22 protein-coding genes, 1 tRNA gene and 2 pseudogenes are annotated in these 26645 nt (G+C 59.6%); 11 read left to right on the forward strand and 14 right to left on the reverse strand.

The features are described from left to right. Positions 1-543: 543 nt before the first annotated feature. From J2T47_RS28360 to J2T47_RS28375, 4 genes are all read right to left on the reverse strand, one after another. Entirely contained in the window at positions 544-1059 is a 516-nt protein-coding gene (locus J2T47_RS28360) for an HvfX family Cu-binding RiPP maturation protein (RefSeq protein ID WP_253453988.1), read from the reverse strand. Positions 1060-1111: 52 nt separating this feature from the next. Beyond that, positions 1112-1750, reverse strand: coding sequence for a ferric reductase-like transmembrane domain-containing protein (locus J2T47_RS28365; protein ID WP_253453990.1), 639 nt, complete (start codon positions 1748-1750; stop codon positions 1112-1114). A gap of 119 nt (positions 1751-1869) precedes the next feature. Beyond that, entirely contained in the window at positions 1870-3180 is a 1311-nt protein-coding gene (locus J2T47_RS28370) for an ATP-binding protein (protein ID WP_253453992.1), read from the reverse strand. Continuing rightward, complete coding sequence (locus J2T47_RS28375; protein WP_253453994.1) at positions 3177-3917, reverse strand: response regulator; 741 nt, start codon at positions 3915-3917, stop codon at positions 3177-3179. Before J2T47_RS28375 ends, J2T47_RS28370 begins: the two co-directional genes overlap by 4 nt. A gap of 225 nt (positions 3918-4142) precedes the next feature. On the opposite strand from J2T47_RS28375, the gene J2T47_RS28380 reads away from it, so the two are divergent. The 5 genes from J2T47_RS28380 to J2T47_RS28400 all read left to right on the forward strand — a co-directional run bounded on the left by J2T47_RS28380 (position 4143) and on the right by J2T47_RS28400 (position 7273). Then, complete coding sequence (locus J2T47_RS28380; RefSeq protein WP_253453996.1) at positions 4143-4415, forward strand: DUF2790 domain-containing protein; 273 nt, start codon at positions 4143-4145, stop codon at positions 4413-4415. A gap of 97 nt (positions 4416-4512) precedes the next feature. Then, the gene (locus J2T47_RS28385) at positions 4513-5733 is read left to right on the forward strand and encodes a cytochrome c biogenesis protein DipZ (protein WP_253453998.1); all 1221 of its coding nucleotides are present in this window, start codon (positions 4513-4515) and stop codon (positions 5731-5733) included. 89 nt (positions 5734-5822) lie between these two features. After that, a complete protein-coding gene (locus tag J2T47_RS28390) occupies positions 5823-6524 on the forward strand; it encodes a hypothetical protein (RefSeq protein ID WP_253454000.1) in 702 nt (233 codons plus the stop codon). Positions 6525-6593: 69 nt separating this feature from the next. After that, entirely contained in the window at positions 6594-6914 is a 321-nt protein-coding gene (locus J2T47_RS28395; RefSeq protein WP_253454002.1) for a hypothetical protein, read from the forward strand. Continuing rightward, positions 6908-7273, forward strand: coding sequence for a hypothetical protein (locus tag J2T47_RS28400; protein WP_253454004.1), 366 nt, complete (start codon positions 6908-6910; stop codon positions 7271-7273). Before J2T47_RS28395 ends, J2T47_RS28400 begins: the two co-directional genes overlap by 7 nt. 19 nt (positions 7274-7292) lie before the next feature. Here J2T47_RS28400 and J2T47_RS28405 read toward each other — a convergent pair whose 3' ends face one another. The 3 genes from J2T47_RS28405 to J2T47_RS28415 all read right to left on the reverse strand — a co-directional run bounded on the left by J2T47_RS28405 (position 7293) and on the right by J2T47_RS28415 (position 10354). Continuing rightward, on the reverse strand, positions 7293-9143 hold the full coding sequence (locus J2T47_RS28405; RefSeq protein WP_253454006.1) for a sensor domain-containing diguanylate cyclase: 1851 nt from the start codon (positions 9141-9143) through the stop codon (positions 7293-7295). Between the two features lie 144 nt (positions 9144-9287). Further along, the gene (locus J2T47_RS28410; RefSeq protein WP_253454008.1) at positions 9288-9677 is read right to left on the reverse strand and encodes a hypothetical protein; all 390 of its coding nucleotides are present in this window, start codon (positions 9675-9677) and stop codon (positions 9288-9290) included. Between the two features lie 209 nt (positions 9678-9886). Next, positions 9887-10354, reverse strand: a complete 468-nt coding sequence (locus tag J2T47_RS28415; protein ID WP_253454010.1) for a hypothetical protein — start codon at positions 10352-10354, stop codon at positions 9887-9889. Positions 10355-11053: 699 nt separating this feature from the next. Here J2T47_RS28415 and J2T47_RS28420 point away from each other — a divergent pair. After that, positions 11054-12358, forward strand: coding sequence for a type II toxin-antitoxin system HipA family toxin (locus J2T47_RS28420; protein ID WP_253454012.1), 1305 nt, complete (start codon positions 11054-11056; stop codon positions 12356-12358). Positions 12359-12376: 18 nt separating this feature from the next. On the opposite strand, the gene J2T47_RS29370 is transcribed toward J2T47_RS28420, so the two are convergent. Continuing rightward, positions 12377-12565, reverse strand: coding sequence for a type II toxin-antitoxin system PrlF family antitoxin (locus tag J2T47_RS29370; protein WP_367399517.1), 189 nt, complete (start codon positions 12563-12565; stop codon positions 12377-12379). 289 nt (positions 12566-12854) lie between these two features. Further along, the gene (locus tag J2T47_RS28425) at positions 12855-15590 is read right to left on the reverse strand and encodes an AAA domain-containing protein (RefSeq protein WP_253454071.1); all 2736 of its coding nucleotides are present in this window, start codon (positions 15588-15590) and stop codon (positions 12855-12857) included. A gap of 839 nt (positions 15591-16429) precedes the next feature. Here J2T47_RS28425 and J2T47_RS28430 point away from each other — a divergent pair. The 5 genes and pseudogenes from J2T47_RS28430 (at position 16430) to J2T47_RS28450 (ending at position 23417) form a co-directional block, all read left to right on the forward strand. Next, positions 16430-18835, forward strand: coding sequence for a TerB N-terminal domain-containing protein (locus J2T47_RS28430; RefSeq protein WP_437181024.1), 2406 nt, complete (start codon positions 16430-16432; stop codon positions 18833-18835). Next, positions 18832-20127: an ATP-binding protein gene (locus tag J2T47_RS28435; RefSeq protein ID WP_253454015.1), complete on the forward strand. Its 1296-nt coding sequence runs from the start codon at positions 18832-18834 to the stop codon at positions 20125-20127. Before J2T47_RS28430 ends, J2T47_RS28435 begins: the two co-directional genes overlap by 4 nt. Beyond that, positions 20102-22324: a DEAD/DEAH box helicase gene (locus tag J2T47_RS28440; protein ID WP_253454017.1), complete on the forward strand. Its 2223-nt coding sequence runs from the start codon at positions 20102-20104 to the stop codon at positions 22322-22324. The genes J2T47_RS28435 and J2T47_RS28440 overlap by 26 nt, the downstream gene beginning before the upstream one ends. 42 nt (positions 22325-22366) lie before the next feature. Then, positions 22367-22768 (forward strand): annotated as a pseudogene (locus J2T47_RS28445) (hypothetical protein). Then, positions 22761-23417 (forward strand): BRCT domain-containing protein, encoded by a 657-nt coding sequence (locus tag J2T47_RS28450; RefSeq protein ID WP_253454019.1) that lies wholly within the window; start codon positions 22761-22763, stop codon positions 23415-23417. Before J2T47_RS28445 ends, J2T47_RS28450 begins: the two are co-directional and overlap by 8 nt. Before the next feature lie 276 nt (positions 23418-23693). Here the strand turns inward: J2T47_RS28450 and J2T47_RS28455 are convergent. From J2T47_RS28455 to J2T47_RS28475, 5 genes and pseudogenes are all read right to left on the reverse strand, one after another. Next, positions 23694-23864: pseudogene (locus J2T47_RS28455) on the reverse strand (IS5/IS1182 family transposase); the annotation flags it as partial. 106 nt (positions 23865-23970) lie between these two features. Next, positions 23971-24438 (reverse strand): antitoxin Xre/MbcA/ParS toxin-binding domain-containing protein, encoded by a 468-nt coding sequence (locus J2T47_RS28460; RefSeq protein WP_253454021.1) that lies wholly within the window; start codon positions 24436-24438, stop codon positions 23971-23973. Between the two features lie 482 nt (positions 24439-24920). Next, on the reverse strand, positions 24921-25655 hold the full coding sequence (locus J2T47_RS28465; protein WP_253454024.1) for an SDR family oxidoreductase: 735 nt from the start codon (positions 25653-25655) through the stop codon (positions 24921-24923). Between the two features lie 20 nt (positions 25656-25675). Beyond that, positions 25676-26419 carry a hypothetical protein gene (locus J2T47_RS28470; protein ID WP_253454026.1) on the reverse strand — a complete coding sequence of 248 codons (744 nt, stop codon included), beginning with the start codon at positions 26417-26419 and terminating at the stop codon, positions 25676-25678. 101 nt (positions 26420-26520) lie between these two features. Then, positions 26521-26594, reverse strand: a tRNA-Gly gene (locus J2T47_RS28475). Positions 26595-26645: the final 51 nt, after the last annotated feature.

Consider the following 26645-nt stretch of genomic DNA (forward strand, 5'->3'; position numbering starts at 1 on the left):
GCTGACGGGCCATCCCTGGCCCGACAGCGCTCTCGCGACATCCATGTCGCTCAACCCCTGAAACTCCGCTTCAACGAGGCCTCCTGAACGGGGCATTCGGCGTGTGCGGATACTTCTCTGGAAGTCTTCAGAGCCAGAGCCAGAGCCGGAGCCGGAGCCAGAGCCTGGGCGGGGTGAGGCATTGGCTTTTCGTAGGAGCGAGCTTGCTCGCGAACCGAGCTGTGCCGTTTTCTCCGGAAAACGCATGCGTAGGATGGTGTGGAGCGCAGCGATACCCATCGATTTGCGTAGGGCGAATAACCCGGGACGGGTTATCCGCCGATACCACGACGGCGGATAACGCTTGCGCGTTATGCGCCCTACGGTCTCAGCTGCGCGGCGGGAAGCCCGAGGGTCATACGCACCTTGTAGAAGCGGGCCATGCCCGCGAACAGCGGACAAAGTCCGCGCTCAACTCCAGGCACGGGCTTCCCGCAGACAAACAAAAACGCCCTCTCCAAAGGGGGAGGGCGTCGCTGGTTGAACAGACGAGTCGCTAGCCGATCAGACTTTCCGCGCAGCTCCCAGGAAGCGCCGCACCACCCCATCCACACTCAGCGCGCCCGAACCCTTCAACACCAGCGGCACCAACGCCACCAGGTAGATCAGCGGCAGCTTGTAGTTGCCGAAACCATGGTCGGTGATCGAGTAGCCCTGGGCCAGTTCCGCCAGGCTCGACCACTGCGCCGGCCAGTGCACCGCGGCGATGGCGACCAGGGTCACCACGATCAGCGAAGACGAGGCGAAGCGGGTGGCCAGCCCCAGGAGCAGCATCACCGGTGCGATCAGCTCGGCCCACATCGATACCTGCCAGTCGAAGCCGGCGGAGAAGTGGTTGAAGGGGAAGGGGAAGCTGGCGTGGATCTGTTCGAACCAGTTGTCGCCGTGCCATTTCTCCAGGCCCGATTCGAAGAATTCCCAGGCCAGGAACAGCCGCAGTGGAATGTCCCAGCCCCAGGCAGCGAGGCGGTCGAGTTGGTCGAAGACGGTCTTGAGCGGGTTCAGGGTCAGCAGGGTCATGGCGCACCTCGTGGGCAATGGTGTGGGCAATCGGTCGTGGAGGAAGTCGGGATCAGGCGTTCGGCAGCGCGGGGCGGGCGTTACGACGCAGGCGGACGGCCAGCTTGGCGATGAGCTTGAAGGCGATGGCGCTGAAGATCAGGCCGAAGCCCAGCGGGTACCAGGAGCCCATCGGCAGGCGCTTGTAGAAGGACAGCAGGAAAACCCCGGCGATCACCCAGGTGCCGGTGCTGTGCAGACCTTTCCAGACGCGGGCGCCGAGCAGCTTCACCGCGTAGGGGAAAGAGGTGATGGTCAGCAGGATGATGAACAGGTAGCCGACCGAGCCGGGGATGTTCGCGGCGACGCTACGGCCGTGCCAGAAGGTCTCGGGGAAGCACTTCACGTAGAGGATGATCAGCACCGCGTGCACGGCGTGGGAGAAGGCGAAGGCCAGCCCGAGGAAGCGCCGCTCGCGCAGCAGGCCACGGGTGAAGTCGCTCGGCACCAGCGCTGACAAGGATGAAGCGAGGAAGGTGGCGAGGAACAGGGCGAAGGAGGTGCGGGCGGTGACGCGGATCGAGCTGCGCAGCGCTTCCACCCCTTGCGGCTGTGACCACAGGGCCAGCGCGGCGGCGATCAGCACCAGCAGCGATAGCAGGGAAAACAGGCGCCAGCCATGCAGGCGGGCAGGTTCGGCGGGACGGGTCATGGCGGGCTCCTTTGGGGGAACGCGGCGGGCGGGGTGCCGCCGCTGTTCGTGGAGCCATCCTGACGTCGGGCCTTATCCCGGATGTGTCCGGGGAAGGCCGTCTTGTATCTCTCTGTAGGTTACTTGGCGGGCGGCAGTTCCAGCTGCACGCACAGGCCGCCGCTGGTGCGGTTGGACAGGCTCAGCGTGCCGCCCAGCGCCTGGCTCAGCTGCTGGGCGATGGCCAGCCCGAGGCCGGTGCCACCGGTGCTGCGGTTGCGCGAGCTTTCCACGCGGTAGAAGGGTTTCACCACTTCAGTGAGTTCTTCCTCGGGAATGCCAGGGCCGTCGTCGAGTACACGAACGCACACGACGCCCTGGGCACTGCGCTCGACTTCCACCTGGGCGGAGCCGCCGAACTTCAGGGCGTTGTCCACCAGGTTGGTGAGCACCCGGCGCAGCGCGTGGGGACGGGTTTCCAGCACGGCGTTGCTGTTGCCCTGCAGCTCCACGGACTGGCCGCTGTCCTGGTAGTCGAGGACGAGGCTGTCGAGGAATGAATCGAGGTTGACCTTCACCGCCGCCTCGCTGGCGCCGTCCATGCTGCGCGCGTAGGCCACACCTTCGCGGACCAGGTGCTGCATCTCCTCCAGGTCGCTCCACAGGCGCTCGCGCTCGGGCGAGTCGTCCATCTGCTCGACGCGCAGCTTCATCCGCGTGATGGGTGTCTGCAGGTCGTGGGAGATGGCGGCGAGCAACTGCATGCGCTCCTTTAGATAGGAGCCGATGCGGCCCTGCAGCGCATTGAAGGCACGGGCAGCGTAGGCGACTTCGCTGGGGCCGCGTTCGTCCAGCTCGGGCGCCGGGGCGTCCGGGTCGAGGTGATCCACGGCCTGGGCCAGACGCGTCAGCGGGCGGATCGCCAGGCGTACGGCGATCCAGGTGCAGAACAGCAGCAGCGCCAGTTGCACGATCAGCACCCAGGGCAGCCACTGCGCCACAGGCACGCCCTTGGGCGTCACGTCGATGGTCAGCGGCATGCCGTCGGCGAGCTTGAGGTGCGCCTGGAAGTGCGGAATGGAGCCGGGAATGTCCTCGAAGCGCAGCGCGTACCGCGGGCCGATGGCATCGGCGATGGACGTCGCGGCCATCGGCGCTTGCGCCATGTTCATCGGCTCGCCCGGTTCACCGCCATCCAGCCGGTAGCGGTAGTTGGGCCGCTGCACCATCGGCAGCCAGGCCTCGCGTTCGTCCTTGGGCAGGCGGTCGAGCAGGGCGACGGCGGTGCTGACGTCGGTCTCCAGGTTGCCCAGCATCATGCTCCGGGCGCTCTGGTAGCGCTCGTAGAACTGCGAGCAGAACGACAGGCTGTAGGCGAACACCAGCCCGGCGAGGAAGATCAGCGCCAGGCGCGCGGCCAGCGTGCGTGGCCAGTGCAGGACGGATTTCATGCGTTGGGCTCGAGCAGTTCGACGGCCAGGGCGAAGACGTAGCCTTCGCTGCGCACCGTCTTGATATAGGCCGGCTCGCGGGCGTCATCCAGCAGGCGCTGGCGCAGGCGGCTGACCAGCAGGTCGATGGAGCGGTCGAAGATGTCCGCCTCGCGGCCCTGGGTGAGGTTCAGCAGTTGCTCACGGCTGAGCACGCGCTGCGGGTGATCGACGAACACGCGCAACAGGCGGTACTCGGCGCCGCTCAGGGCGACCAGGGTGCCGTCTTCATCGAGCAGGTGGCGCGCGGTGGTGTCGAGTTTCCAGCGGCCGAAGCCGATCAGCCGGCTGGCCTCGCTGACCTGCAGGTTCGGCGGCAGCATGCGGGTGCGGCGCAGCACGGCGTTGATCCGTGCCAGCAGCTCGCGGGCGGAGAAGGGCTTGGTGAGGTAGTCGTCGGCGCCCATTTCCAGGCCGATGATGCGGTCGGTCTCGTCGTTGCGCGCGGTGAGCATCAGCACCGGGGTGGACTTGTGCTTGCCCACGCGCAATTCGCGGCACAGCTTCAGGCCGTCGTCGCCGGGCATCATGATGTCGAGGACGATCAGGTCGACGCTGTTGCCATCGAGGAAGGCGCGCATCTGCCGGCCGTCCGCTGCCAGGCTCACGCGCAGGCCGTTCTTCTTCAGGTAGTTGCCGACCAGCTCGCGGATCTCGCGGTCGTCGTCGACGATCAGTACGTGATCGACATGGTCCATGCCGGTGCCTCGTTCGTAGTGGGTTGAGGCGAGTTTATAGCGCAGCGCCGCGCTTGCCTGCCGTGCTTTGTATTCCACTGTATCTACAGCCGCCGCCGATACCCGGCGCGGCAAACCCGGGCGTTGCGCGACACAAGCCCGATACCTCCTGAACGTGAAATGGGCACCAACGGCGAGGCACACAGCCCACGCCGGCCAAACCCGACACAGGACAGGAGAACTCCCATGAAAGCCATCCAACTCGCCAACGCTTGCCTCTTCGCAGCCGTCGCCGCCTTCGCCAGCTTCAGCGCCCAGGCCGCCGACACCCAGCCCGCCGAGCCTTACCACTACGGCCAGAAACTCGACGTGAAGCGCGTCCTGGCCATCCACGAAGAGAACGCCTCGCCGTTCGACTGCGGCATCGTCAACGCCCGCATGGACTACCTGGATTCCAGCGGCCAGCCGCACAGCCTGGCCTATCGCAAGTTCGCCACCGACTGCAACGAAGGCGGCTGATTCCCCTGAAGCCGCGGCCATGAACGGCCGCGGCATTCATTCCCCGGCGTTTATCCCAAGCGTGAACCCCACGGGCCGACGGCCCACCGAGGTGCCCATGTTGCTCATCGCCTTTCTCGGCGGGGCGCTGACCCTGCTCAGCCCCTGCATCCTTCCCGTACTGCCCCTGTTGCTGCAGCGCGCCGGCGGCCCGGCGTGGTCGCCGTGGGTCACGCTGCTCGGCCTCGCCAGCGGCTTCGCCGTGCTGGCGAGCCTGGCGACGGTCTCCAGCAACTGGGTGATTGCCGCCAGCGAGTGGGGCCGTTACTTCGCCCTCGCGCTGCTGTCGGTTTCCGCCGTTGCGCTGCTCTGGCCGCGTTTCAGTGATTGGCTGGCCAAGCCCTGGGCGTGGATCGGCGATCGCCTGCACGGCGAATCTCGCCGCCTGCCGCCGGCACTCTCCGCGTGGGTGCTGGGCTTTGCCGCCGGCCTGCTGTGGGCGCCCTGTGCCGGGCCGGTGCTGGGGCTGATTCTCTCCAGCGCCATGCTGCAAGGCCCGAGCGCGCAGACCAGCCTGCTGCTGTTCGCCTACGGCCTGGGCAGCGCCACCGTGCTGGGCGTTGTGCTCTTCGCCGGCCGTCGGCTGATGCAGCACCTGCGCCCGCGCATGGCCGTCATCGAAGGCCTGCGCCGCGCCACCGGCGTACTCGCCCTGCTGGCCGTGGTCGGTATCGCCAGCGGCACCAGTGCGCAACTGGCTTCCGGCAGCTCATCCACGCTGGTGAACAGCCTGGAGCGCAAGGTCATCGACGGCGTGCCCGCGCTGATCAGCCAACTGATGCCCGGCGACATGGCCCACGGCGCCGAACGCCTGCCCGACCTCGGCCCGGCGCCGGAACTGCAGGGCGCGGTGGAATGGGTCAACAGCCCCGAACTGAACCTGCGCGACCTGCGCGGCAAGGTGGTTCTGGTCGACTTCTGGACCTACGACTGCATCAACTGCCAGCACAGCTTGCCGTACGTGAACGCCTGGGCGAAGAAGTACGCCGACCAGGGCCTAGTGGTGATCGGCGTGCATACTCCGGAATACCCCTTCGAACGCGTCCCGGCCAATGTCCGCGAGGCGGTGAAGCAGCACGACATCCACTACCCCGTTGCGCTGGATAACCAGTACCGGATCTGGAACGCCTTCGCGAACCAGTACTGGCCGGCGCACTACTTCATCGACGCCCAGGGGCGGATTCGCCACCTGTCGATCGGCGAGGGTGGGTATGAGGAGCAGGAGCAGGTGATTCAGGCGTTGCTGAAGGAGAGGGATGGGGCGAAGGCGGGGGCCTGAGTGAGCGAAGGGGCGGATAGTGCATCCGCCCCTTTCCATTCTGTGGCCGACTGATGTCAAAATGAGCTCATCGCTGACAAGGAGGTCGTATGAGGCTGATCGCTGCATTGCTCATGGTGTTGCTGACGGGGTGTTCCGCGCACGTGAAAAAGTCTGCCGAGGAACCGCTGGCGCTCTACTCCGACACGCGTGGCGCCATCGTGCTCAACATCACGGGCACCGAGCGGGTGCAGAACAATGCGGAGTGGGGCGTACTGCGCAACGTCTGGATGAATGCCATGCAACGCCAGGCTGCGGCGGCGGGCCTGAAGTATTCGGAACAGGTGGGAGAAGCGCGCCTGACGCAGGCGCCCGCCACTCTGGTCCAGATCAACGTCACGAACTTCCGTTACCTGACCACCGGGGAGCGGGTGAATCTTGGCGTGATGGTCGGTAATGCCTGGGTCAATTCCGAGGTGCAATACCTTGACGCACAGACCGGCAAGCTCATGGGCTCGCGCAACTACGACACGTCGTCCAGTGCGTGGGAAGGCATACTCTCGGCGATGACGGACAAGCAGCTGGAAGCGTTGTCGCAGTCCATCGTTGCGGACGTGCGTGGCGCCAGTTCCATTGCCCGATCCGAACCTGCGCCGATTCCACCGACGAAGGCGGCCGAACAGGCATCCCTTGAGCAGAAGCTCGCTGAACTGCAGCAGCGCAATCTGCCGTATGAGCAGTATCAGAGCGAGTACCGGCGGATTCTGAGTGAAAGCGCCAGATCCGAAACTGGCTCCGTCTTGGCCCAATGATCTACTTCCCGGTCCGCCTGCGGCCCCCATCGATGCAATTCGAGTATCGTTCCTAAGGAAGCTTTAGAAATGGAAAATGTATTCATCCTGGCATTGTTCTTCGGATCTCTGGCGGCTGTATGGGCATGGCTTGGCGGTCGGATGAAGCGTGCTGGTCATAACTGGTTTCTGCGCAATATCGCCGGTGCCTGCCTAGGTTTTGTGGTGGCGATATTGGCAATTGCTGTGGCGTCATCTATCGGACTGATCAGTGATCAGAGCCAGCAGGAGAACTCTGCAGAGATTGCGAAAGAAGAGAGTCCTCCTCTGCAGGTAGCCGCAGAGCCGGCACGCAAGACCCTGGGCATGTCGCACAACAGCAGTATGCGCAGCGGTTGGGTGAATTGCTGACCAGCCTGAACAAGGGATATCGGATTACCAAGGCAGATGTTCAGAGCGGGGCGGTCAATGACTCCTGGAAAGCGAACGTCGGTCCGTATGTATCGGTACTGGCTTCCCTTTCGAAGTCCGGAGAGGTACTCGAAGTCGTGGCGATCGGCAGCGGAGATGGTAGCCCGGCATCGGGGGTGGATGTGCTGATGCTTGGCGCCGCCGCCATGACAGCGGCGACCAACAATGTCGAGTATCGAGAGGTGCTCAATGGCATCTCTGCCATGATCGACGGTCAGGTTCGCTCCTACGGGAACGTGAAGCTCTCCATTCAGACGTCCAAAGACTTCGGAAACTTCTTCCTGGCGACACCTCTTTGACTCTCAGGTGACGGTGGGGTTAGCCTCTCGTCACCTGATTCCGCCCCTGCTTCTTCGCCTCGTACAGCGCCGCATCTGCTCGTTCTACCAGTGCATCTGCCGAGCTTTCCTTGCCCGGCAGCGAAGCCGCGACACCGATGCTCACGCTCACCCGCCCCAGCGGCGAAAGCTCGTGGGGCAGGGCTAGGTTCTCCACCGCCTGCAGCAGCTTGTTCGCCATGCCGCGCACACCGGCGATATCGGTCATCGGCGCAAGGAAGACGAACTCCTCGCCGCCATAGCGCGCCACCAGGTCGGTGGAGCGGTTGACCGTCGTCGCCAGTGCCTGGGCGATGTCCCGCAGGCAGGCGTCGCCGGCCGGGTGGCCGTAGTGGTCGTTGTAGCGCTTGAACCAGTCCACATCCACGATCGCCAGGGCCAGCAGCTCGCCGGAGCGGCGCGCGTGCCCCCATTCCTGTTCCAGCACCTGGTCGAAGCGACGGCGGTTGGCGATGCCGGTGAGCGCGTCGGTCAGGCTCATGGCTTCCAGCTGGTTGTTCAGCTCGCGCAGCTCGTCGGTGCGCTCGGCGACGCGCAGTTCCAGTTCGTGCTCGGAGCTGCGCAGGTTATCCACAAGCTGCTGCTGGGCCTGGATCAGTTCCTCCTGCACCCGAGCCTTCTCCCGGCGCATCACGTTGAAGCGATCGGCGAGGGCGAAGGCCAGCACGATCATCTCCATTGCCGAGCCCAGCTGCAGGCCGTCCACGGTGAACAGGTTGGTCGGCACGATGCCCATGGCGCGCAGCGAGGTCATCGCCCCACCGAGCATCAGCAGGGCGAAGGCCGCCAGGAAGAAGAGCGCGCTGCGCTGGCGCTTGAAGGCGCAGACGATGGCCGCGGCCAGCAGCACCACTGCCGTGGCAAAGTTCAGCAGGATGCCCGCGCGGGACACATAGGGCAGCGCGAACGCATAGGCGACGAGGCTGAGCAGGTACAGCACGATCATCCCGCGCAGCACCCAGTCCAGGCGCGGCAGGATGCGCTCGAGCTGCATCATCCGCCGCGCGAACAGCAGCAGCGCAGCGAGGGCCAGCGACACGCCCGAGTAGTAGACGATGTTCGAATTGAGCGGCACGCCGAAGATCGACCAGTCCGGCGCCAGGCCGTTCTTGATCGCCAGCGCCGAGGCCGTGCAGCTGACGAATACCACGTAGAGCAGGTAGATCGGGTCGCGCAGGGCGAACAGCAGCATCAGGTTGAACAGGATCATCGCCATGGCGATGCCGAAGTACCACGCCTTGCCCGTGTAATCGTCGCGTTCGTAAGCGTGGAACGCCTTCACCGGCCACAACTGCAACGGCACCAGCAAACCGATGCTCGACTCCACCCGCAGGTACACCACCTGCTCCGATTGCGCCGGCAGGTTCAGCGGGAAGACGAAATTGCGGTTCGGGTAGACCTTGCTCGACTGCGGCACATCGCTGCCGGTGTTGATGGTTTTGAACGAGCCATCCGCCTGCGGGATGTTCGCCTGCACGTGGGACACCCGAGGGTTCTCCACGACCAGAAACCGCTGCAACGGCGCGTCGCTGGAGTTGCTCAGCTGCACCTTCAACCAGAACGCCGAACGAGTGAAACCCATCGCCAGCGCACTTCCCGACGGCTGGTCGCCCTTGAAACGCGCCTGCTGCTCGGGGGATTGCACATCTGCCAGCGTCAGCTTGCCGGTCGGGTCTTCGAGGACGGAGACGTAGGTGGTCAGCGTGAGCGGCTGTGTGGTGACGCTGGCAGCGTCGACCACCTGATCGGCCCAGGCAGGGCGGATCAATAGAAGGAGGAGGGGGAGCAGGAGCCAGGACAGGGATTGCCGGTGCGGGACGAGGGCGGGCATGCGGCGGGGTCCGGGGATGTAGGTGTGCCACGGAGTTTACAAGACCCTGACAGGGCGAAAAAAGCCAACGGTGAGAGTTGGTCGGCTTTCGCTGGTCGTGCAGCTGACGCATGTGCCCCTGATAGTCAGTCCGTTAGTCCGATGTCAGGGACACTGCAGGCTGAGTGCTTGCTTCAGCGCTGAGTTGTATTTGGCTGCAAAGTCTCTGGCTATAGGCTGAAGCGCCACAATCTCATCGGTACAAAGGACATCGGAGGTAGCGGGGAGAGACTTTACGGAGGCATGTAGATAGACACATCGCAGCTCGCTCTCTGCAATCCCAGGGACTTCCGTCGCGTAGCCCTGGACGGCCAGGAAGTAGGGAGGCTTCTTCTTTGATGTTTCTACTGCCAGGGCTGCCGGATCGTTCTTCAAAATCAACTTGAGTTCAGCGATTGCAGATTCTTGAGACGGGCAGTCCGGGTCTGAAGCGGCGAGGACTGAGCTCAATGGCAGCATGATGACGAAACAGACAGTGGCAATGCGTCCGAGCATTGGAGCCTTCCATTTCTACAGTGGCGGAAGAGGGATTCTGACATTGCTCGAGAGCCAAGTGTCGACACTTCTGCACACCGTCTCAGCCTCGAGGGAGCAACCTCTCAGAGATGCTGATAGTTTCATGGGGTCGCTAGGGGCTGGAGCGAGTGAGGAGAATCGAGCCTTTGTAATTTGAAGCGATGGGACAGGCGAAAAAACCGCAAAAGCTACGCTTCATCTATCAACATGTAGATTTCGTCATTTGACGTGTTTCTTAGCAACGAAATCATATGCTCTTTGCCTCCACGCCAAAAAAGAAACAGATGCTGATCGCTTGCTGAAATGGCGAACTGCTTTCCTTGAAACTCTTCGAGTGTCTCTTTCCAACTCCAAGGAATCACTGCGCCGCTGGGGATTCGAAAGGCGATTCTCTCGTTCAGAGAGAGGGCGTTGATCGACAGGGGCGTTGATTGGACTTCCCATTTGACGATGCCGTTATCAGAGAAGATGTGAAGATAGGTGTTGTCGCCCGCGTCGATGACGAGCTCTCTTCCGTTGAAAGCGTACTGGTGGAAGATTTTTCCGTTGATACCTGAAGCATCGATTTCTTTGTTCTTCTGCTGAGCAGCTTGGACTGTCTCGCCGAATGAGCCGCACTCTTTAAGAGGGTCCACGAACGTTGCATCAATCAACATACTGCGTTCCTTTGCGGGCAACAGGGCAGCTTCGCTAATTCTCTGTGAGCCATCCTGGAGAAGAGCCGCACAGAGCGCCAGTCACTGAGCTTACCTGGCTGCCAGGATCACAGGGGCGCTGTTGCTCGCAGGCCAGAACACGAGGCCAAACGGTTCCGCCCTGACTAGAACTCCAGGTTCGTCGACATGCCATTCGCGCATGTCTTCAGCCGTCTCGATGACTGCTTCAATCACTCCCGGCGTCCGGCCAGACTCGATCAGCACAGGATCGCCAATCCTCACAGGGTTACCACAGGGGTATCGCATGCGGTGCCTCCTTCCATGATGGCAAGCGTGCAGTCTCGACACTTTTTCGACACCTTCCCGCCCCCCAAAAACGCAAAACCCCTGAAACGCTAGGCATTTCAGGGGTTCGGCAGGGTGTTCTGGAGCGGGCGAAGGGAAATGGAGCCATTTCTCTCTCCCCCCATAATAACCGGCTATCCCAAGAGATATGGATGCGGAGGTTATCAGGAGCTGATTAGCTCAGCCACTGCGCTAGAGTATCCGAATTTCAGATATAGTCTAGCCCCACGACAGCGAAAATTTGCAGCCAAGGCCAAGGAGCAAATGCAGCGATCCCCCAAAGGACTGCGTTGGCGCCATATCCGAACAATGGCAGTGCCGCCCAACCACTCAGCAGATCGCTAAGGAGGGCTGATGAGCCATCTGACATTGCAGGCGTTTCTGAACGGCAATTGGCATGACGCGATGAGAATCACACTGGACTCGCAGCGAGGGTTGATGGGGCTGTGCAGCTTTCATTACCTGCCCGAATACCTCATAGAGTTCGCGAGCGATGCGAGTCCCCCTGCTGCGACTGTCAGCGCAAACCTCCCCTTGGACTGGGATGTCCATGTTGAAAGAAGCGCCCCTGCGTTCCTTCACGATCTGGTTCCATCTGGAGCGTCGCGCAGAACATTGCTCAACCTGTCGCACCAGGTAGCGCGGCAGACACAATCAACAGACGTATTCCTACTGCAGCATTATGCAGCCCACTCGATAGGCCACCTCCGGGTGAAACCTTCTGAGCCAAACCCAGGGTTGCCACAGCCGACGTATCGCCGTGAAGAGATCATCCAATGGGGTACTCCGTGGGCGCTGCCAGACAGCGTCCTAGCATGCGGTCTAGGAGCAAATGGTGAAGCGCCTAAGCTGCTATTGGCGGAGGTCTCCGACGATCAATTCAGTACAGATGGGCTGGTTAACGATGCAGAGGCGAGAAACCACTGGCTCGTCAAATTTGCTCGCAACCGCAAAACGGCCACGGATCGGGACATTCTTCGAGCGGAGTACTGCTACTACAAAGCCCTGCATCAGCTCGGAATAGAAACGGCTTACACTGACGATATGCGGCTAGAGGAAGGCCCTGAGCCCAGCCTGTGGATGAGGCGCTTTGATCGAAATGCGACAGCGGGGCAAGTTCTCAGGCATCCAGTCGAGTCGATCTACTCCATCATGGGCGTGACAGTTCCAGGCACCCGTCTGGATCATGTCTCGGTACTCGATTCGCTAGCAGAGCTTTGGCTTGCGGCAGGACAAGCAGCGCAGATTCCAAAACTTGTCTTCGAGTATGTGCGGCGCGATCTGATCAACGTTGTTTTAGGGAACAGCGACAACCATGGCCGCAACACATCGGTGATTCGCGCCCCAGTACTACGCCTAGCCCCCATCTATGACTTAGCCCCGATGGTTATGGACGAAGAGGGCATTAGTCGATCGACGCGCTGGTCTCAACCGATTGAGCGAGGTGGAGTTATTGATTGGCGACAGGTCTGCACAGCCGTATCACGATGGATTTCTGCAGATGAGGCATTTGAACAACTAAGAGAGGAAGCACATCGTTTGATGTCGCTACCTGACCTGCTCGCTGAGGTTGGTCTCCCGGCTTCCGTAAGCAATCATCCAGCCATTGGCTTGGTAAAAATGGCACAGCGAAGCAATTTGCGAAGTCTGCTGCAGTAATGCTGAACTGCACTCAACTCACTCATCATCCTCACTAAGTGGCAAGTCAAGATCTACCTCAATGCCTTCAACCAAGCACTGCGCGTGCTTTCTTATCTCAGTGTAAACGACTTGCAATCGGTCGGGATGGCTAGCGATATCCGCAGCCAGAAGATCTAAGAACTCTCCAAGTGTGGAGTCGGTGTCTGCAGTATCTGCACGCGTCATAGTCTTTCATCCACCTTTACAATTGCTCTCGATCTTATATCGAGGACAATGCCCAGAACATTGGATTCGCGTCATGCGAGAAGTGCGAGAAAATGGCGCTGAAATCGTGGAGCTGCCGGATCGACGGGCACTGCCTTAGCTCCTCCTGATTGTACTGACAGGTCGGGCTGCGGGCCGTTGTCGGCTATCGATTTGTTCCGCAGGCTGTGCAATGAGGTATTGCGCCACTGCACGGTGGCCGGTCTGTTCAAGGCTGAACGTATCTTCGCCAACGCGGGGCATGCCCCGGTCATTGCGCTTCCGCCTTATACCCAGGCCTAGGACTAACCCACTGAGCGATAAAACTGTCGATTCTTTCCTCGATCCGGCTCTCGACCGTGCGCAGGCGCAGAATGGGAATGCCGCTTTTCTCTAGAATGCCATTTTTCAAGGCGTCCCGCGCCGCCTGGTCGGGGCGGTCATGGGAGCCACCATCGACCTCGATCACCCCCACGGGGGTCTTACCTACCTTGTAATAGATCACGAAATCGCAACTGGCGCGCGCCATGAAGGTCCGTTCGATGTTTGTCCAGGCTGGGTTATTCGGCGAAGCGATCTGATCTAGTTTTATCTGCGAGTGGGACATCAGAGAGTGGCACGCTGGGATGGACAGTGCATCGCGCAGCAGTTGCGCCACTATCTGCTCGGACTTGTAGCGGGAATCTTCAGGCCGCAGACGGGCGTCCAGGCTCGCCAGGGACAGGTTGAACTCCCGATACAGCAAGTCGAATGCCGACACCACGGGGGCGCGCACGATCTGCTCCTCCGGCGCGTAATAGGTGATGTAGCGCATCAGAGCCGCGATGTGTCCGTTGTTACCCGTGAATACCTCGTCGCCTGTTACTAGTGTGAAGCGGTGCTTGGCCCGCGACACCGCCACGTTGATCATGCTTGGGTCATCGACGAAATCTAGGCGTTTACGCACTTGGTTGTAGCGCTTCTTGTCCAGCACGGTGGAGAATACGATCTCGTCACACTCTCTGCCCTGGAACTTATGCACTGTGTCCCTGACAAAATCCGGTGGCAGTTGCGTTCCGGAGAGGTTGACTTGTGCCCTGAACGGTGCGATGAAGCCCCGTCCGTCATCGTGCAGCGCGACCGGCTTCTCCTCTTCCTCGTCGTTGAGCAACTTGAGCAGGGAGTCCAGCTCTCGCAGGTTGGTGTTCTGGCGAGCGTGGTTGCCTTTGGCAGTCACCACCAGGCGCAGTGGAGCTTCGCCCTTGTCCTCCGTCATAGGCACCAGTGCATTCTCGTAGAACTGCTGATTGCAAAACTGGATAATTCTAGGATGGCAGCGGTAATGCTCTTTCAGCAGCGTTTTGGGCAGTGCATCCTGGAACACTTCGATGCATGAATCGAGCAGACTGTAGCGCTCGCACTCGTAGGCCTCGGCGGGCGCCGGCAGGCCCAGTATCACGGGTATATGCGGCAATTGGCGGTTGTCGCCGACGACGATCAGATTTCTCGCGCAGCCCAAGGCTAAAATGCCCGGCACGATGTCCTGCTGCGAGGCTTCGTCGATGATCACGTAATCGAGGATTGCTCCTGGCGCGATCGAATTGACGATGGAGTGAGTGCCGCTGCCGAGAATCGGAAAGCGTTGGAGGAAGGCATCGAACTGTTGACGGTACGTTTTGACATCGAAGCTGACCGACGGCGGCGCCTGGCGCTGTAATTGCTGCTTCAGATGGCGCATCGATGCCGTTTTCAGCTCATCCAGCAACGCCATAAAGTTGCCGCGCTCCAACGAATCGCGGCACGCCTGCAACTCGGCTTCCGTGTCTTGCAACGCCTTGTCGTAGTAGTGCATCTGTAGGGCATGAAAGACAGACAAGCGCGCATCACCCTGCGCAAATGCTTTGGTGCGGAAAATCCTGAAGTTGAACAGCAGCTCGATGCGGTCCTTGAGACGAATGCGCTGCTCACCTAGATGAGCCAAGTAGGCCATCAGGTCCGCAGTTTTGCGCGGCGACAAGCCGTACCTCTCCAGCGAGGTGGCAGCCTGTATGCCGTTGTCTGCCTGCCACTGCTGCAGGTAACGCCGCTCGATGATTAGCTCGTCGAGTTCGACTTGCAGTTGTGCCGCCCGATTGTGGTTGTGCAAGTGTTGCTTCAAACGGGCCAGCAAGGTTTGAATTTCGTCCAGCGTCGGTGCGGGCTCAGACTCGCTCGATGGCCAGGGAGGTAGGTCAGCGAAGAAGTCCTCGCGGTTGTCCTTATTGCCGAGCTTGGCGATCAGGTGCCCCAGCCCGCATTTCTCCAGCTTCTCGTAGACGTTTTCCACCGCCGCATTGTTGTTGGATAGCACCGCAACCGTCTGTCTACGCAACAGGATATTGGCGAGGATATTGAGAATGGTCTGGGTCTTACCGGTCCCCGGCGGGCCTTCAATCACACTGACTTGCGCATGGAAGGCTTGCTCGACTGCAGCGAGCTGGCTCTCGTTCAACCCGAACGGATAGATCAGTCCCTGTCCCGGCGTTAACGTGCCGATGCGCCCAGTGCAATAGGCTTGTAAGGCTGTGTCGGCACTAGCGGGCAGCTTTTCCAATTGGAGCACGATATTGGCGGCGATCTTACGGTCACTCTCCGATTCGGCACGATCCTGTCGGGCTTTGGCTACCGCTGAGAAATAGTGAAAGACCGGTGCATCCTTCATCGCCGTCGGTTCGGCAAAGCTGATGCCGTCCATCTTGCGGACGTAAGGCTGCCCCGAGTCTTGATAAAACACCACGGCATAGCGTTCGCCGTAGATAGTCGCCTTGGCGGCGGGAGTGACAATCGTGCTACCGGGTTCGATCAGCAACATTTTGCCGAGCTCACGGCAGGGCGAGATAATGCAATCATTAAGTGCGTATGCGTGTGCCGCCTTGCCCTTTTTAAGATAAGAGCACCTCAGTTGCAGACCTTCGTGCTTATCGCTCCAGATCCACCAATTGGTGATCTCTGCGGTCTTGTCCTCACCACGCACCTGAATCGAAACCAAAACCATACATCCTTTTTTGTAGAAGCACGGCATCCGGCTGCGCCTCATTGCCTGCTTCGAGCGTCTTTGATTCCATGCGCGTCATCATATTGACATCATCGCGTGCAACGTAGGTAGCCAATCCTTGTGGCTATGCCCACCGATCAGTCGCGGCGCTCCCCGATTGAAGGCCGCGACCCGATGGAGAGGGCCAAGACGAGGATGTCGTGTTGATATCTCCGAAAGCCTCCCAAGCCGGTCCTATTCGGCTCGTTTCATAAGCGATCAAGATCAATTTGCCGGGCGTCTCCTGATGGTTGGCGACTGAGTTCAAATTGCCGATACTGACGATCTGCCAGTATCGGATCTAGGATGGGTTAGGGCTCATGGCAAGGAAGCGCAGAGGGAAGAAGACGAACGTCTCTGGCGGTTTAGTTTTAGCCGCCGTCTTCGTCGTGATCATTGCATCGATTCCCAAGACCGTATGGTTTCTCATCGGCATCGCGCTGGTATTTGGGGGAATCATTTGGCTAATTGCCAAGCTTGTCGCTGACTCGAAGCCTCTCGCTAGTCGCGCGCCTAAAGCCAAGGTTGATCAGGTTGCGCCCACTAAGCCCGCAAAGCTTGCGAGGCCTTCCAAGTCTGCCAAGCCAACTAAGCCTGCTACTCCGGTTGCTGCAGACCCTCGTGTCACGAAGCCAACCCCTGCAGTTAAGAAGGCGCAAGTAGCTCCTCGTACTGAAATTGACCTTTCGGCGTTTTTCAATCTGTCGCTTGATGAGCCGGAGCCTGCTCCTGAGACTCCGCAAGCTGCAGTAGCCGAGAGCACTAAAAACGGATCCCAAAAGGTTGACGACACCATTTCTGAGGCGCCTCCTGGTGTCGTTCAAGCTGCTTCTGTACCAGTACGGGTTAGTTCGCCGGCGCCGGCCGAGAAAGCCCAGCCTCAGCTCGCCACCAGCCCAATCAAAACCGATACACCAGTTGCTGCAACTTCCCTAGGTCAGGCGGCCGAAATTCCTCGGAGTGAGATTAGCAAGCGTGAAACTCCGAACACTGTGACGCCTCGACCTAACGTTCGGGCTGCTTCAACGTCCGCACGGTTTGATCCGCCACCGCCGCCGGAGAAAGACCTATCGCACTTCTTCACGATATCGATTGGGTCCAGCAAGCCGTCGTCGTACCAGATTCCTGATCGTCCAGCAGAGATTGAGGACATAGAGCCCCATTGGGTGCCGGCAGGCGAAGCGATGGAAATTGCGGGTGAGAAGATTCCTGGAGGGATGTTCTACCTGGGAACTACCACGGGGCTGTCGTACGGCGAGACCGAGCCGTCGATGATCGATCCAAGCCTTCCTGTAGCGCGTCGAATCGTCGATATCGCCGAGCGCCTGACCTATTACTGGCCGAGGTACGACAGCCTTTCGCCCGAGGCGAGGCGCGCATATCTGCAGTGGCTGTCCAGTGGTAGGAAGGCGCCACACGCGAACATTGGCTACGTGTTCATCTTCTTCTATGGGCTGGAGCGGCGCGCCTTCGTTGATGCGAAAAGCGATCCGGAAGCCGCAGCAGAAATACCGGCAATCATTGCTGAAGTTGAACGGCTACGGGCCATCTATCAGGACAACTACTCGTTCCAGGGGTATGCCCGAAGGTTCTTGGAGTTCCTGACGACAGAAGGCTTCCGAGAGAAGCGTTACCTGGAGAAGCCTCCGGAGGTAGATCGGTCGTCTTACGACATGGCGATGGAGCTCCGAGTGGGGCTAGGCCAGCTGGCGATGGATAAGCAGCCAGTGCCGGCAGAATGGGCTCTCGCTTGGGTGCTCTCTGACGTCAACATTGGCCTACGCACACCTGCTACTCGTTGCCAGTCGGAGTTCGCCAAGCTGTTCAAGATGAGGTACGAGGAGGCCCACGGTGCTGGGATCGTTCTGCCTCAGAACAAGACTCGAGTGAAAGTCGAGTACCGGCCCGCGTCCGGCACTTTGCAGCCGCTGAAGGTTCCCGGTACCGAAAATCTTCCCGACGTGACTGCGGTGAGTGGCCCTCGAAATAAGCTGCAGAAGATCACTGATGAGTGCACGGCGGAACTGGATTCGTACAGTCGGTACCTGGGGCGAAATCCCGACTATCCTGATGCGCTGGAGGGCGTGCTTCAGCTTCCGATTGCACTGTGGCCGGAGACCTCCCGTGCTGAGCTTGAGTCGCTGAAGGAACGGATCGGTGATGGACTGCTCGTCATGAGTTTTGGTGAGTTGTCTGGCCGTCTCAAGAGCGCAGGCGCGCTTTCAAGGGACAAAGTCTTAGCGTTTGCGCGGGCGCTTGAGTCTCTGCACATAGGCCTACAACCCGACGTTCTCGTGGGGAGCCGAATTCCCAAGTCAGAAGACTCGATTGCGCTGTTTGCTACGCAGCCTGAGGACGGTGACCTGCGATCATCTCCTGCGTACGGTGCCGCATCGGTAACCCTTGATCTTGCCTGTGCTGTTGCCGCCGCTGATGGCGAGACATCGCCTCAAGAGATCATGCTGCTCTCGCGCCACATCGATTCCTGGAGCCACTTGAGCAGCGCTCATCGCAAGCGTCTGAAAGCGCACCTGCGCCTCCAATTGAATCAGCCGCCGACTCTGCAGAGCCTCAAGAAACGCCTGGATCCTTTAGACACGTCGGCGAAACGAGCGATTGTTGCTTTCCTAGCGCACCTTGCTCAGGCCGATGGGGAAGTGAGTCCGGCGGAAGTGAAGCTGCTAGAGCGTGTCTATAAATCTCTGCAGCTAGATGCCCAGTTGCTCTATAGCGACTTGCATATCGCAGCAAGCAGCCAGCCTGGTAGCACTCCGTCTACTGCACCGTCGCCTCAAGCAGTTGAGCCGGCGCCGACAGCAGGAGGTGGTTTTGTTCTCGACCAGGATCGAATTGCTGCACTGCAGAGGGAGACGGAGCAAGTCTCCAAGCTCCTCGCTCAGGTGTTCGTCGAGGAGCAAGTTGTCGAGCCCGAGGAACCTACGGTGGAGGAGGAGTCTTCGGGCGATACAAGTCTTTGGAACCTCGACGCCGAGCACTCTGCATTCCTTCGCTTGCTTGTCTCGCGCAGCGAGTGGAGTCGAGACGAACTTGAAGCCGCGGCCGCGGACATGGAGCTGATGCTTGATGGTGCTTTAGAGCACGTCAACGACGCAGCATTCGACTTGTTTGACATGCCGCTCACGGAAGGTGAGGAGCCTGTCGAGATCAACTCAGAGATCAGGGAAAAGCTAACTGTATGAGCACCATCAGAGCTAAAGATCGTGACGCAGTCATTCAGTCTCTTCGTGCTGGCGTGGTTCCCCGCGTCGGCCAGCATCTCATCCAGGTAGGGCGTGTCGGTGAGCTTGAATCGCTGATCCGCGACGTCGAACGACTATCGGATGGGGGCTCTGCCTTCAGAGTCGTAATAGGGGAGTACGGTGCAGGTAAGACGTTCTTCCTGAACCTGGTTCGCGCCATTGCGATGGAGCGGAAGCTCGTGACGATGCACGCGGATCTCAACCCTGATCGGCGTCTGCACGCCACTGGAGGCCAGGCGCGTTCGCTCTACGCCGAGCTCGCCAAGAACATGTCCACGCGCACCAAACCCGACGGTGGTGCACTGCAGGGCATCGTGGAGAAGTTCATCGCTCAGGCAAAGACAGAGGCGAAGAGCTCAGGAAAGAGCAGCGAAGAGGTCATTCGCGCGCATCTCGACGAGCTCACCGAAATGGTAAATGGCTACGATTTTGCCGATGTGATCGCGGCTTACTGCAGAGGCTTTGAAGAAGGGAACGAGCAACTTAAAGCCGATGCCATTCGTTGGCTGCGCGGTGAGTTCACCACGAAAACAGATGCCCGGGCTGCCCTCGGCGTTCGCACGATCATCGATGACGCATCCGTTTATGATCAGCTCAAGCTCCTTTCGCGCTTTGTGAGGCTCGCGGGATTTAGCGGCTTGATGGTTTGCCTGGATGAGCTTGTGAACCTGTACAAGCTCTCGAATACGCAGGCGCGAAACGCCAACTACGAGCAGATCCTGCGGATCCTGAATGACTCCCTCCAGGGCGCTGCAGAAGGTCTTGGGTTCGTGCTTGGCGGCACGCCAGAGTTCCTGATGGATACCCGGCGCGGGCTCTACAGCTATCCTGCGCTGCAGTCGCGCCTAGCCGAGAACTCTTTCGCGAAATCCGGCCTGGTCGACCTGTCCGGGCCAGTCATCCGGCTGGCCAGTCTGTCGCCAGAGGATTTCTACGTTCTGCTGCAGAAGTTGCGGCATGTTTACGCTGGCGGTGAGCAGTCGCGATATCTGCTGCCTGACGAGGCTCTGCCCGCGTTCATGGCTCACTGCAATCAGCGGCTCGGTGACGCTTACTTCCGTACGCCGCGGACGACGATCACAGCCTTCATCAACCTTCTTGCGGTACTGGAACAAAACCCAGGCGCGGATTGGAGGAGTCTCCTCGGTGCGATCGAGGTAGCTACTGACGAGGGCGGTGCAGCTGACACGCAGGTAGATCCCGACGATGAGCTTGCCACCTTCAAACTCTGACTCTGCTGGCTTCGGTCTGCTAGATCCAGCGATTCAACGTTGGGTCTGGCGAGAGGGGTGGACGTCACTGCGAGATGCGCAGGAGCGAGCTATTCCTGCGCTTCTGGACGCTGATCGCGATGTGATCATTGCGGCTTCGACTGCGGCAGGTAAAACCGAAGCAGCGTTCCTTCCGATCCTCACGAACCTGCTGAAGCATGATGACCCTGCAGGCTCTGTTATCTACGTCAGTCCTTTGAAAGCGCTGATCAACGATCAATGGGGCCGGCTTGAGGCCCTCTGCCAAGAGCTGGATATCCCTGTCATTGCCTGGCACGGCGACATCTCTGCGAGTCGTAAGCAACGCTTCTTGAAGTCTCCTCGCGGCGTCCTCTTGATCACGCCCGAATCGCTCGAGGCGATGTTTGTGAATCGAGGGACGGGTCTCGCAGGCGTTTTCGCCAACCTGCGGTATCTAGTCGTTGATGAGCTGCATGCATTTATCGGAAGCGAGCGAGGTAAGCAGCTTCAGTCGCTGCTCCATAGGGTTGAACTGGTTGTGGAGCGAACCGTGCCCCGAGTGGGGCTCTCGGCAACGTTGGGCGACATGGCGTTGGCATCTTCTTTCCTGCGCCCTGGAAAAGAGCAGGGCGTTGAGATCATCGAATCAAAGACTTCTGGGCAGGTACTTAAAGTTCAGGTCAGAGGGTACGTTGAGGCGCTCTCGCAGCAAGAGACAGCAAATAGTGAAGAGACACAGCAGGACGATGTCTCGGGCGTAGGGCAGGCGATCGCTGCGCACCTGTACCAAGTGCTTCGAGGGAGTAACAATCTCGTCTTCCCCAACAGCCGCGGAAACGTTGAGTGGTACGCCGACCAGTTGCGTCGGTTGTGCGAAAGAGACGGGGTTCCGAACGAGTTTTGGCCCCACCACGGCAACCTCTCCAAGGATGTCCGAGAGGAGACCGAGAAGGCCCTGAAAGCTGGCAATCTCCCGGCAACGGCGGTATGCACCACGACCCTTGAGCTGGGTATTGATATCGGGAGCATTCGCACTGTCGGGCAAATTGGATCGCCACCGAGCGTGGCAAGCCTGCGTCAGCGGCTAGGCCGCTCAGGGCGTCGGCAGGGCGAGTCAGCCATCCTTCGTAGCTACTGCAAAGAGCGCTCATTGAGCGATGACTCGTCACTGTCTGATCGGTTGCGTCAGGGGCTAGTGCAGAGCGTCGCGATGATACGTCTGCTCATGGCTAACTGGTTTGAGCCTCCCAAAGTGCAGGGCTGCCATTACTCGACTCTCGTTCAGCAGATCCTGTCGATCATTGCTCAACGCGGAGGGGCAACAGCAGGTGAACTCTGGCGCAGCCTCGTCGCTACAGGGCCATTCTCGACGGTAGCTCAGCCCGACTTCCTGATGCTGCTGCGGGCCATGGGTGAACACGATCTCGTCGTCCAAGAGTCCTCTGGCCTGCTCCTACCTGGAGAGTCAGGAGAGCGGTTCATCAATCACTATGACTTCTACAGTGCCTTTATCAGCGATGAGGAGTTCCGGCTCATCTGCGACGGTAAGGCGCTTGGGTCTTTACCTGTCTCCCGTCCGCTGACTGTTGAGCAACGCATTATTTTTGCGGGACGCAGGTGGCAAGTGACGGATGTCGACGCAAACGCAAAAGTGGTAGTTGTACGGCCATCACCAGGAGGCGCCCCTCCCGTATTTGACGGTATCGGAGCGCGCGTTCACGACCATGTTCGCCAAGAGATGAGGCAACTCCTAAGCGAAGAAGCTCCCTGTCCGTTCGTGGATACGACGGGACAGCTCCTTTTGGGCGAGGCGCGCTGTTACTTCAGTGATCTTGGACTTGCGAGTCGTGGACTGGTTGATGCTGGCGCCGAAACCGCGGTGTTTACTTGGCACGGCGATTGGACGAATGACGCCCTGGCAATACTGCTCGAACGGCAAGGTTTGAAATGCGAGAGAGCAGGGCTGGTGCTTGAGGTTGATGGCAGTGTGGGGCGTGTCCAAGAGGCGTTGCGCCTCATAGCTGAGGCACCTGTTCCGCCGTTCCCGGAGCTGCTATCTGACGTGCAAAACATGATGTGCGAGAAATGGGACTGGGTGCTTCCTCCAGAGCTGCTCGCCGCTTCATACGCCTCAACCTATCTCGATGTTGAAAGCGCTCGGAAGGTCGCTGCGAGACTGGGGCAAGAAAGCGAGTAGCGAACCTGTTAGCCCCAATAACGCAACAAGGATGGTCTGCAGATGAAACCGCTCAAACGATCGATAGAAGAGCCTTTACGTCCCAATCTAACGCGTGAAGAAGCCTGGTTACAGGAAGACAAGGGCTTGATCCACTGCTGGGAGATTGGTCGACGTCGAGCCGTTGCTGAAGAGGAGCTCGCAGCTAAATGTTTGCTGGGCGAGCTGCCCCCGCTTGGTTGGAAAGGAGGTGTCGCAAAACGCCTGAAGAAGCTCGAGAAGTACGGCTCGTTCAGGTACTTGGCGGAATGGCAGGGGCTACGTGGAGAAGATCTCGATCTCGACATTTCCTAGGAGCTGAGGTTGGTCTGCTCCAAGACAGAAATGACCGTGATCTTCACGGCTGACCTTTCGAAGCTCGCAGGCCCTGGAAGCACTGAAGATGAGGATGGATCTGATGGTTGATTTGCACCGGGAATTTGAGGGAAGCCGCTTCTATCACGAGGCTCGTATCGACCGCAGAGCTGCGGACGCTTTGGTGGGGCTGGCCGCAGGAATTACAGCTGATGGGCACATTAATCAGATGGAGGCTGAATTCCTCCAAAATTGGATCGCGACAAACCTCGCTCATCTCGACGATCCAGTGATCAACCTGTTGTATCGACGGCTGTCTGACATGCTTGCTGACGGCGTGTTGGACGCTGAGGAGTCTAAAGACTTGCTCGAGATGCTCCGGTCGTTCGCAGGGCTCTCCGCAGCTAAGCCGAAGGCGAGTGATAACAGTTTTGTGCGTCCAAACGGGCTGCCTCTGAGTTACCCGGCACCGGAGATGGTGTGGGCGGGGCGACTGTTCGTATTCACTGGCGTTATGGCTTACGGACCTAGGAAGGACTGCGAGGCGTTGGTGCTCGATCGGGGAGGAGAGATAGCTCCCGGTATCAGCAAAAAAATTCACTATCTGGTAGTGGGTGAGATCGGTAACGACCAATGGCTTCACAGCACCTACGGCACAAAAATCAAAAAAGCTGTGGAGTTGAGAGAGGGTGGTTCGCCGCTTGCGATTATCAGCGAGCAGCACTGGCAAAAGGCATTGTTCGGTCAGACCACGGAGTGACACACACGGCGGCGATTGGCATTAAGGGGGTCTTTAGTTGCGGCCAAACATGCGGCTTTCATCATCGTTTCACATTGGCATTCTCCCCCGTGGTCATCGAGCTACGGCAAGAGCGCGTCTGATGCTGGCGACCGTGGGCAGCCGATAATGGATAAGCTGCTAACCATGATCCTGGTTCGTCTTAGCAAGACAAACCTGGATCCGCAATCGGCCAATAGCTGCCTCTCATAGGAGACAGCTCCCTCCCCATACCCATGTTAAAAACTATGGAGAACAACGATCATCTGGTGCCTGTCCTCCCGATCCCATAACCACCAGCGCTTCGGAGAACAAATCGAGCTGCAGGCACTGCACCACGAACTGCCGGCAGACACCACGAATGGCTTTGCCGTTGTCCTTGGGGAAGTTGGCGATGCTCTTGAACTCCGGCATCAGGCATCCGGCCACTCACCACGACAAACTACGAACTCGCAACCCATCACTTCTTCAGCGTAAACATCCTGGTGTCATAGGTCATTTGCCCGCGATGTCTTGCAGATCCGCCAAGCTCGCATCAGGCCACACCGCCCCATTCGATGGCATGCAGAATTCGCCGAACCTGGCGGGCGCCGAGTTCGGTCAGGCAACGCTGAAACGGTGTTGAGCCCCCTAGGGCACTGTTAGGTGTCGACATCCAGCGCGTCGCCACGCCCTTGTCCTCGAACACCGACTCGGCAAGCAACGAGACCTCCGCCAACCTGTCCAGGCGCTCTGACGCCACGACACCAAGCGTGCTCCCCCCCTTAACGGTACGGTCGATCGTTGAGGGCGAAACCTCAAGCAGCCTGGCTAAGCCAATCTTGTTGACGTCGAAGGCACGCTGCACCGCAAACAGCCATTGCGTATTGAAGCCCGCCGTCATGGCCTCTATGCGATCCGCTTCGGACTTCTCGCTCAGGCTATGCGCCAAACGGTAGAAAGCTTCATAGCCCTCCCGCTCGCGCTTCCCCGGCGCAGCCGTCAACTCAATCGAAGGGTTCATGTCCAGCACCTCAAATGACAAATTTTGTAACGTCATTTGATGACGCTACACCACCTTTCAAAACAGATCAGCATCTCAAGAGTAAGCGCACGGGATGTGGGCGCGCTCCTCCAGCGCTGCTCTAACCCCTCCGGGGATAGGGGCCATTTGCCACCGACTTGAATTAAGGTGTTTCACCGCCAGATTCAAGCATGCCGCAACGGCTTAATAATACGATTGAGCGCTTCGGCTATCGGCTGCTATGGGGCGGTATCGTTTATTCATCGAGATCGATATCTGTTTCTGGCCGGAAGCTGCCTTTGCCCAGGGGCTGCAATCGGCCAAAAGCAGACACTTCCGCCCTACTTGGTTTCGACGGCGCTGGCTGGGAGTTCAAGGAACACTGTCTGCTCAACCGCAGCTCGACCCGAGCCTGCGCAGCCTGCATCACGTGGCGGGCGGGCATTACCACGCGATTGGTGAGGCGCTACAAGCCTGAGCCATCACACCAGCACATTGCCGCCATCCACCACCAGCGATTGGCCATTGGCGCAGCCACTGCGCATGAGGAACAGGTAGGCAGCGGCGACGTCCTCCACTTCGCCTATTCGCCCGACCGGCAGGCGAGCGGCAACGCTTTGGTAAAGCGCCTGCCGTTCGCTCTCTCCCATGTCGCGCCACAACTCGGTACGCACCAGACCGGGCGCCACGGCGTTGATGCGTAACGGTGCTAGCTCTAAGGCCAGGGCCCTCACGAGCGAGTCGATGGCGCCGCAAACGCTGGCGGCCAGGCTCCAACCTGAACTGGGTCGGATGCCGGCGATACCGCCCGAAAGCACGATTGACCCATTAGGACGAATCCACCTCACGGCATGACGTATCGCCACGAGTGCCGACCAGAAACGCAGTTCGAAGGCGTGCCGGGCATTCACTGAATCCAGTTCGGCCAGCGGGCTCAACAGCAAGCGGTCGCCGGCACTGTAGACCAGATGGTCAATTGCCCCGACTTCCGTGAAGAAAGCCGCAATGGCTTGATGATCGGCGAGATCAAGCAAGCGGCCACAGGCACCTTTGCCAAGTCGGGCCAGGGCACTTTCAAGGCGCAATGGGTTGCTTGAAGCGATGGTCACGCTGGCACCCTCGGTCAGAGCCTGCCGGGCCACTTCTAGGCCGATGCCGGATGAGCCGCCAAGGATGACGATGTGCTTGTCACGCAATGCGGGAAGCTGGGTAGTCATGTTTGTATCTCCGCGGTTAGTTACTGCGTATCTGGCCGAGAGCCAAGGCAATGAGCGCCAGAAGGGCGGCTATACCGGCAAGCCAGTGCCAGCCGAGTTGCAACAAGGGCATCGCCAGTGCCGAAGCGAACAAACTGTTCCCACGCCAAGGTACGAGTAAGCAACGGATGCAGCACATGCATATAGCCATCGCGCTTCCAATGCTTGAGACGTTCCAGCGCCTCCAGCAAGAACGCCGCTTTCCAGCGCGCTGCCGCGAGATCGCTGGTTCCCAAGGCGATGTCGTAGCGATCGAACGGCAACATGTCCAGTCGTTCCGCATACCCTTTGTTGAGCAAGGCGAAGGTGTAATTCCCCTGAGCGTCGGCGAAGAGAACGGTGGCCAAAGCCTCTTGATCGGCCAAGCGTTCATAACCCAGCTCCAGAGACTCCTTTGCCAGGGCGTTGGGGGTAATCAAGGTTCCCAGAGGCAAGCGCATGTCTTGCATCACACGCTGGTGTTGCAAATACATCTGGCCGAGTGACTGCAGCAGGTAATCGGCGCCGAGGTGGCGCTGGGCGATCAACTGCAGCAAATCGTCGAATGCCTCATTGAGTTGGCGCGCAATATCCCGCGCGATCTCATGGTTCTGGCCGAGAGGCCAGCGGATCTGTTTGGGAAGGCGAGAGTCCGTGAGGAGAGCCCTGGGGAGGCTACGGACGTACTGGAAGCCGCGGTCGCGGCTGAAGATCATGTGGGGGGTGTTAGCGGTACGCTGTGACATGGGGCAGTCCTCGAAATGGTTGATTTCGTGACTGACCTAATCAGAACCCCCACCATGATCGCCCTGAAACCCGCGAGATAGAGCGGTTTCAGGGTGTGATATGGAGCGGGCGAAGGGAATCGAACCCTCGTCATGAGCTTGGGAAGCTCAGGTAATGCCATTATACGACGCCCGCTTGGGGGTGCCTTTTTACCAGAAGGGCGGGGCTTAGTGAAGCCTTGACCGG

It is taken from the genome of Pseudomonas nitroreducens, from assembly GCF_024170165.1.
Classification (GTDB): domain Bacteria; phylum Pseudomonadota; class Gammaproteobacteria; order Pseudomonadales; family Pseudomonadaceae; genus Pseudomonas; species Pseudomonas nitroreducens_C.

Bases quoted from the DNA above. Each gene is read 5' to 3' on its own strand.
- J2T47_RS28360 (WP_253453988.1), bottom strand. From the start codon at position 1,059: ATGACCCTGCTGACCCTGAACCCGCTCAAGACCGTCTTCGACCAACTC.
- J2T47_RS28365 (WP_253453990.1), bottom strand. From the start codon at position 1,750: ATGACCCGTCCCGCCGAACCTGCCCGCCTGCATGGCTGGCGCCTGTTT.
- J2T47_RS28370 (WP_253453992.1), bottom strand. From the start codon at position 3,180: ATGAAATCCGTCCTGCACTGGCCACGCACGCTGGCCGCGCGCCTGGCG.
- J2T47_RS28375 (WP_253453994.1), bottom strand. From the start codon at position 3,917: ATGGACCATGTCGATCACGTACTGATCGTCGACGACGACCGCGAGATC.
- J2T47_RS28380 (WP_253453996.1), top strand. From the start codon at position 4,143: ATGAAAGCCATCCAACTCGCCAACGCTTGCCTCTTCGCAGCCGTCGCC.
- J2T47_RS28385 (WP_253453998.1), top strand. From the start codon at position 4,513: ATGTTGCTCATCGCCTTTCTCGGCGGGGCGCTGACCCTGCTCAGCCCC.
- J2T47_RS28390 (WP_253454000.1), top strand. From the start codon at position 5,823: ATGAGGCTGATCGCTGCATTGCTCATGGTGTTGCTGACGGGGTGTTCC.
- J2T47_RS28395 (WP_253454002.1), top strand. From the start codon at position 6,594: ATGGAAAATGTATTCATCCTGGCATTGTTCTTCGGATCTCTGGCGGCT.
- J2T47_RS28405 (WP_253454006.1), bottom strand. From the start codon at position 9,143: ATGCCCGCCCTCGTCCCGCACCGGCAATCCCTGTCCTGGCTCCTGCTC.
- J2T47_RS28410 (WP_253454008.1), bottom strand. From the start codon at position 9,677: ATGCTCGGACGCATTGCCACTGTCTGTTTCGTCATCATGCTGCCATTG.
- J2T47_RS28415 (WP_253454010.1), bottom strand. From the start codon at position 10,354: ATGTTGATTGATGCAACGTTCGTGGACCCTCTTAAAGAGTGCGGCTCA.
- J2T47_RS28420 (WP_253454012.1), top strand. From the start codon at position 11,054: ATGAGCCATCTGACATTGCAGGCGTTTCTGAACGGCAATTGGCATGAC.
- J2T47_RS29370 (WP_367399517.1), bottom strand. From the start codon at position 12,565: ATGACGCGTGCAGATACTGCAGACACCGACTCCACACTTGGAGAGTTC.
- J2T47_RS28435 (WP_253454015.1), top strand. From the start codon at position 18,832: ATGAGCACCATCAGAGCTAAAGATCGTGACGCAGTCATTCAGTCTCTT.
- J2T47_RS28440 (WP_253454017.1), top strand. From the start codon at position 20,102: ATGAGCTTGCCACCTTCAAACTCTGACTCTGCTGGCTTCGGTCTGCTA.
- J2T47_RS28450 (WP_253454019.1), top strand. From the start codon at position 22,761: ATGGTTGATTTGCACCGGGAATTTGAGGGAAGCCGCTTCTATCACGAG.
- J2T47_RS28460 (WP_253454021.1), bottom strand. From the start codon at position 24,438: ATGAACCCTTCGATTGAGTTGACGGCTGCGCCGGGGAAGCGCGAGCGG.
- J2T47_RS28465 (WP_253454024.1), bottom strand. From the start codon at position 25,655: ATGACTACCCAGCTTCCCGCATTGCGTGACAAGCACATCGTCATCCTT.
- J2T47_RS28470 (WP_253454026.1), bottom strand. From the start codon at position 26,419: ATGTCACAGCGTACCGCTAACACCCCCCACATGATCTTCAGCCGCGAC.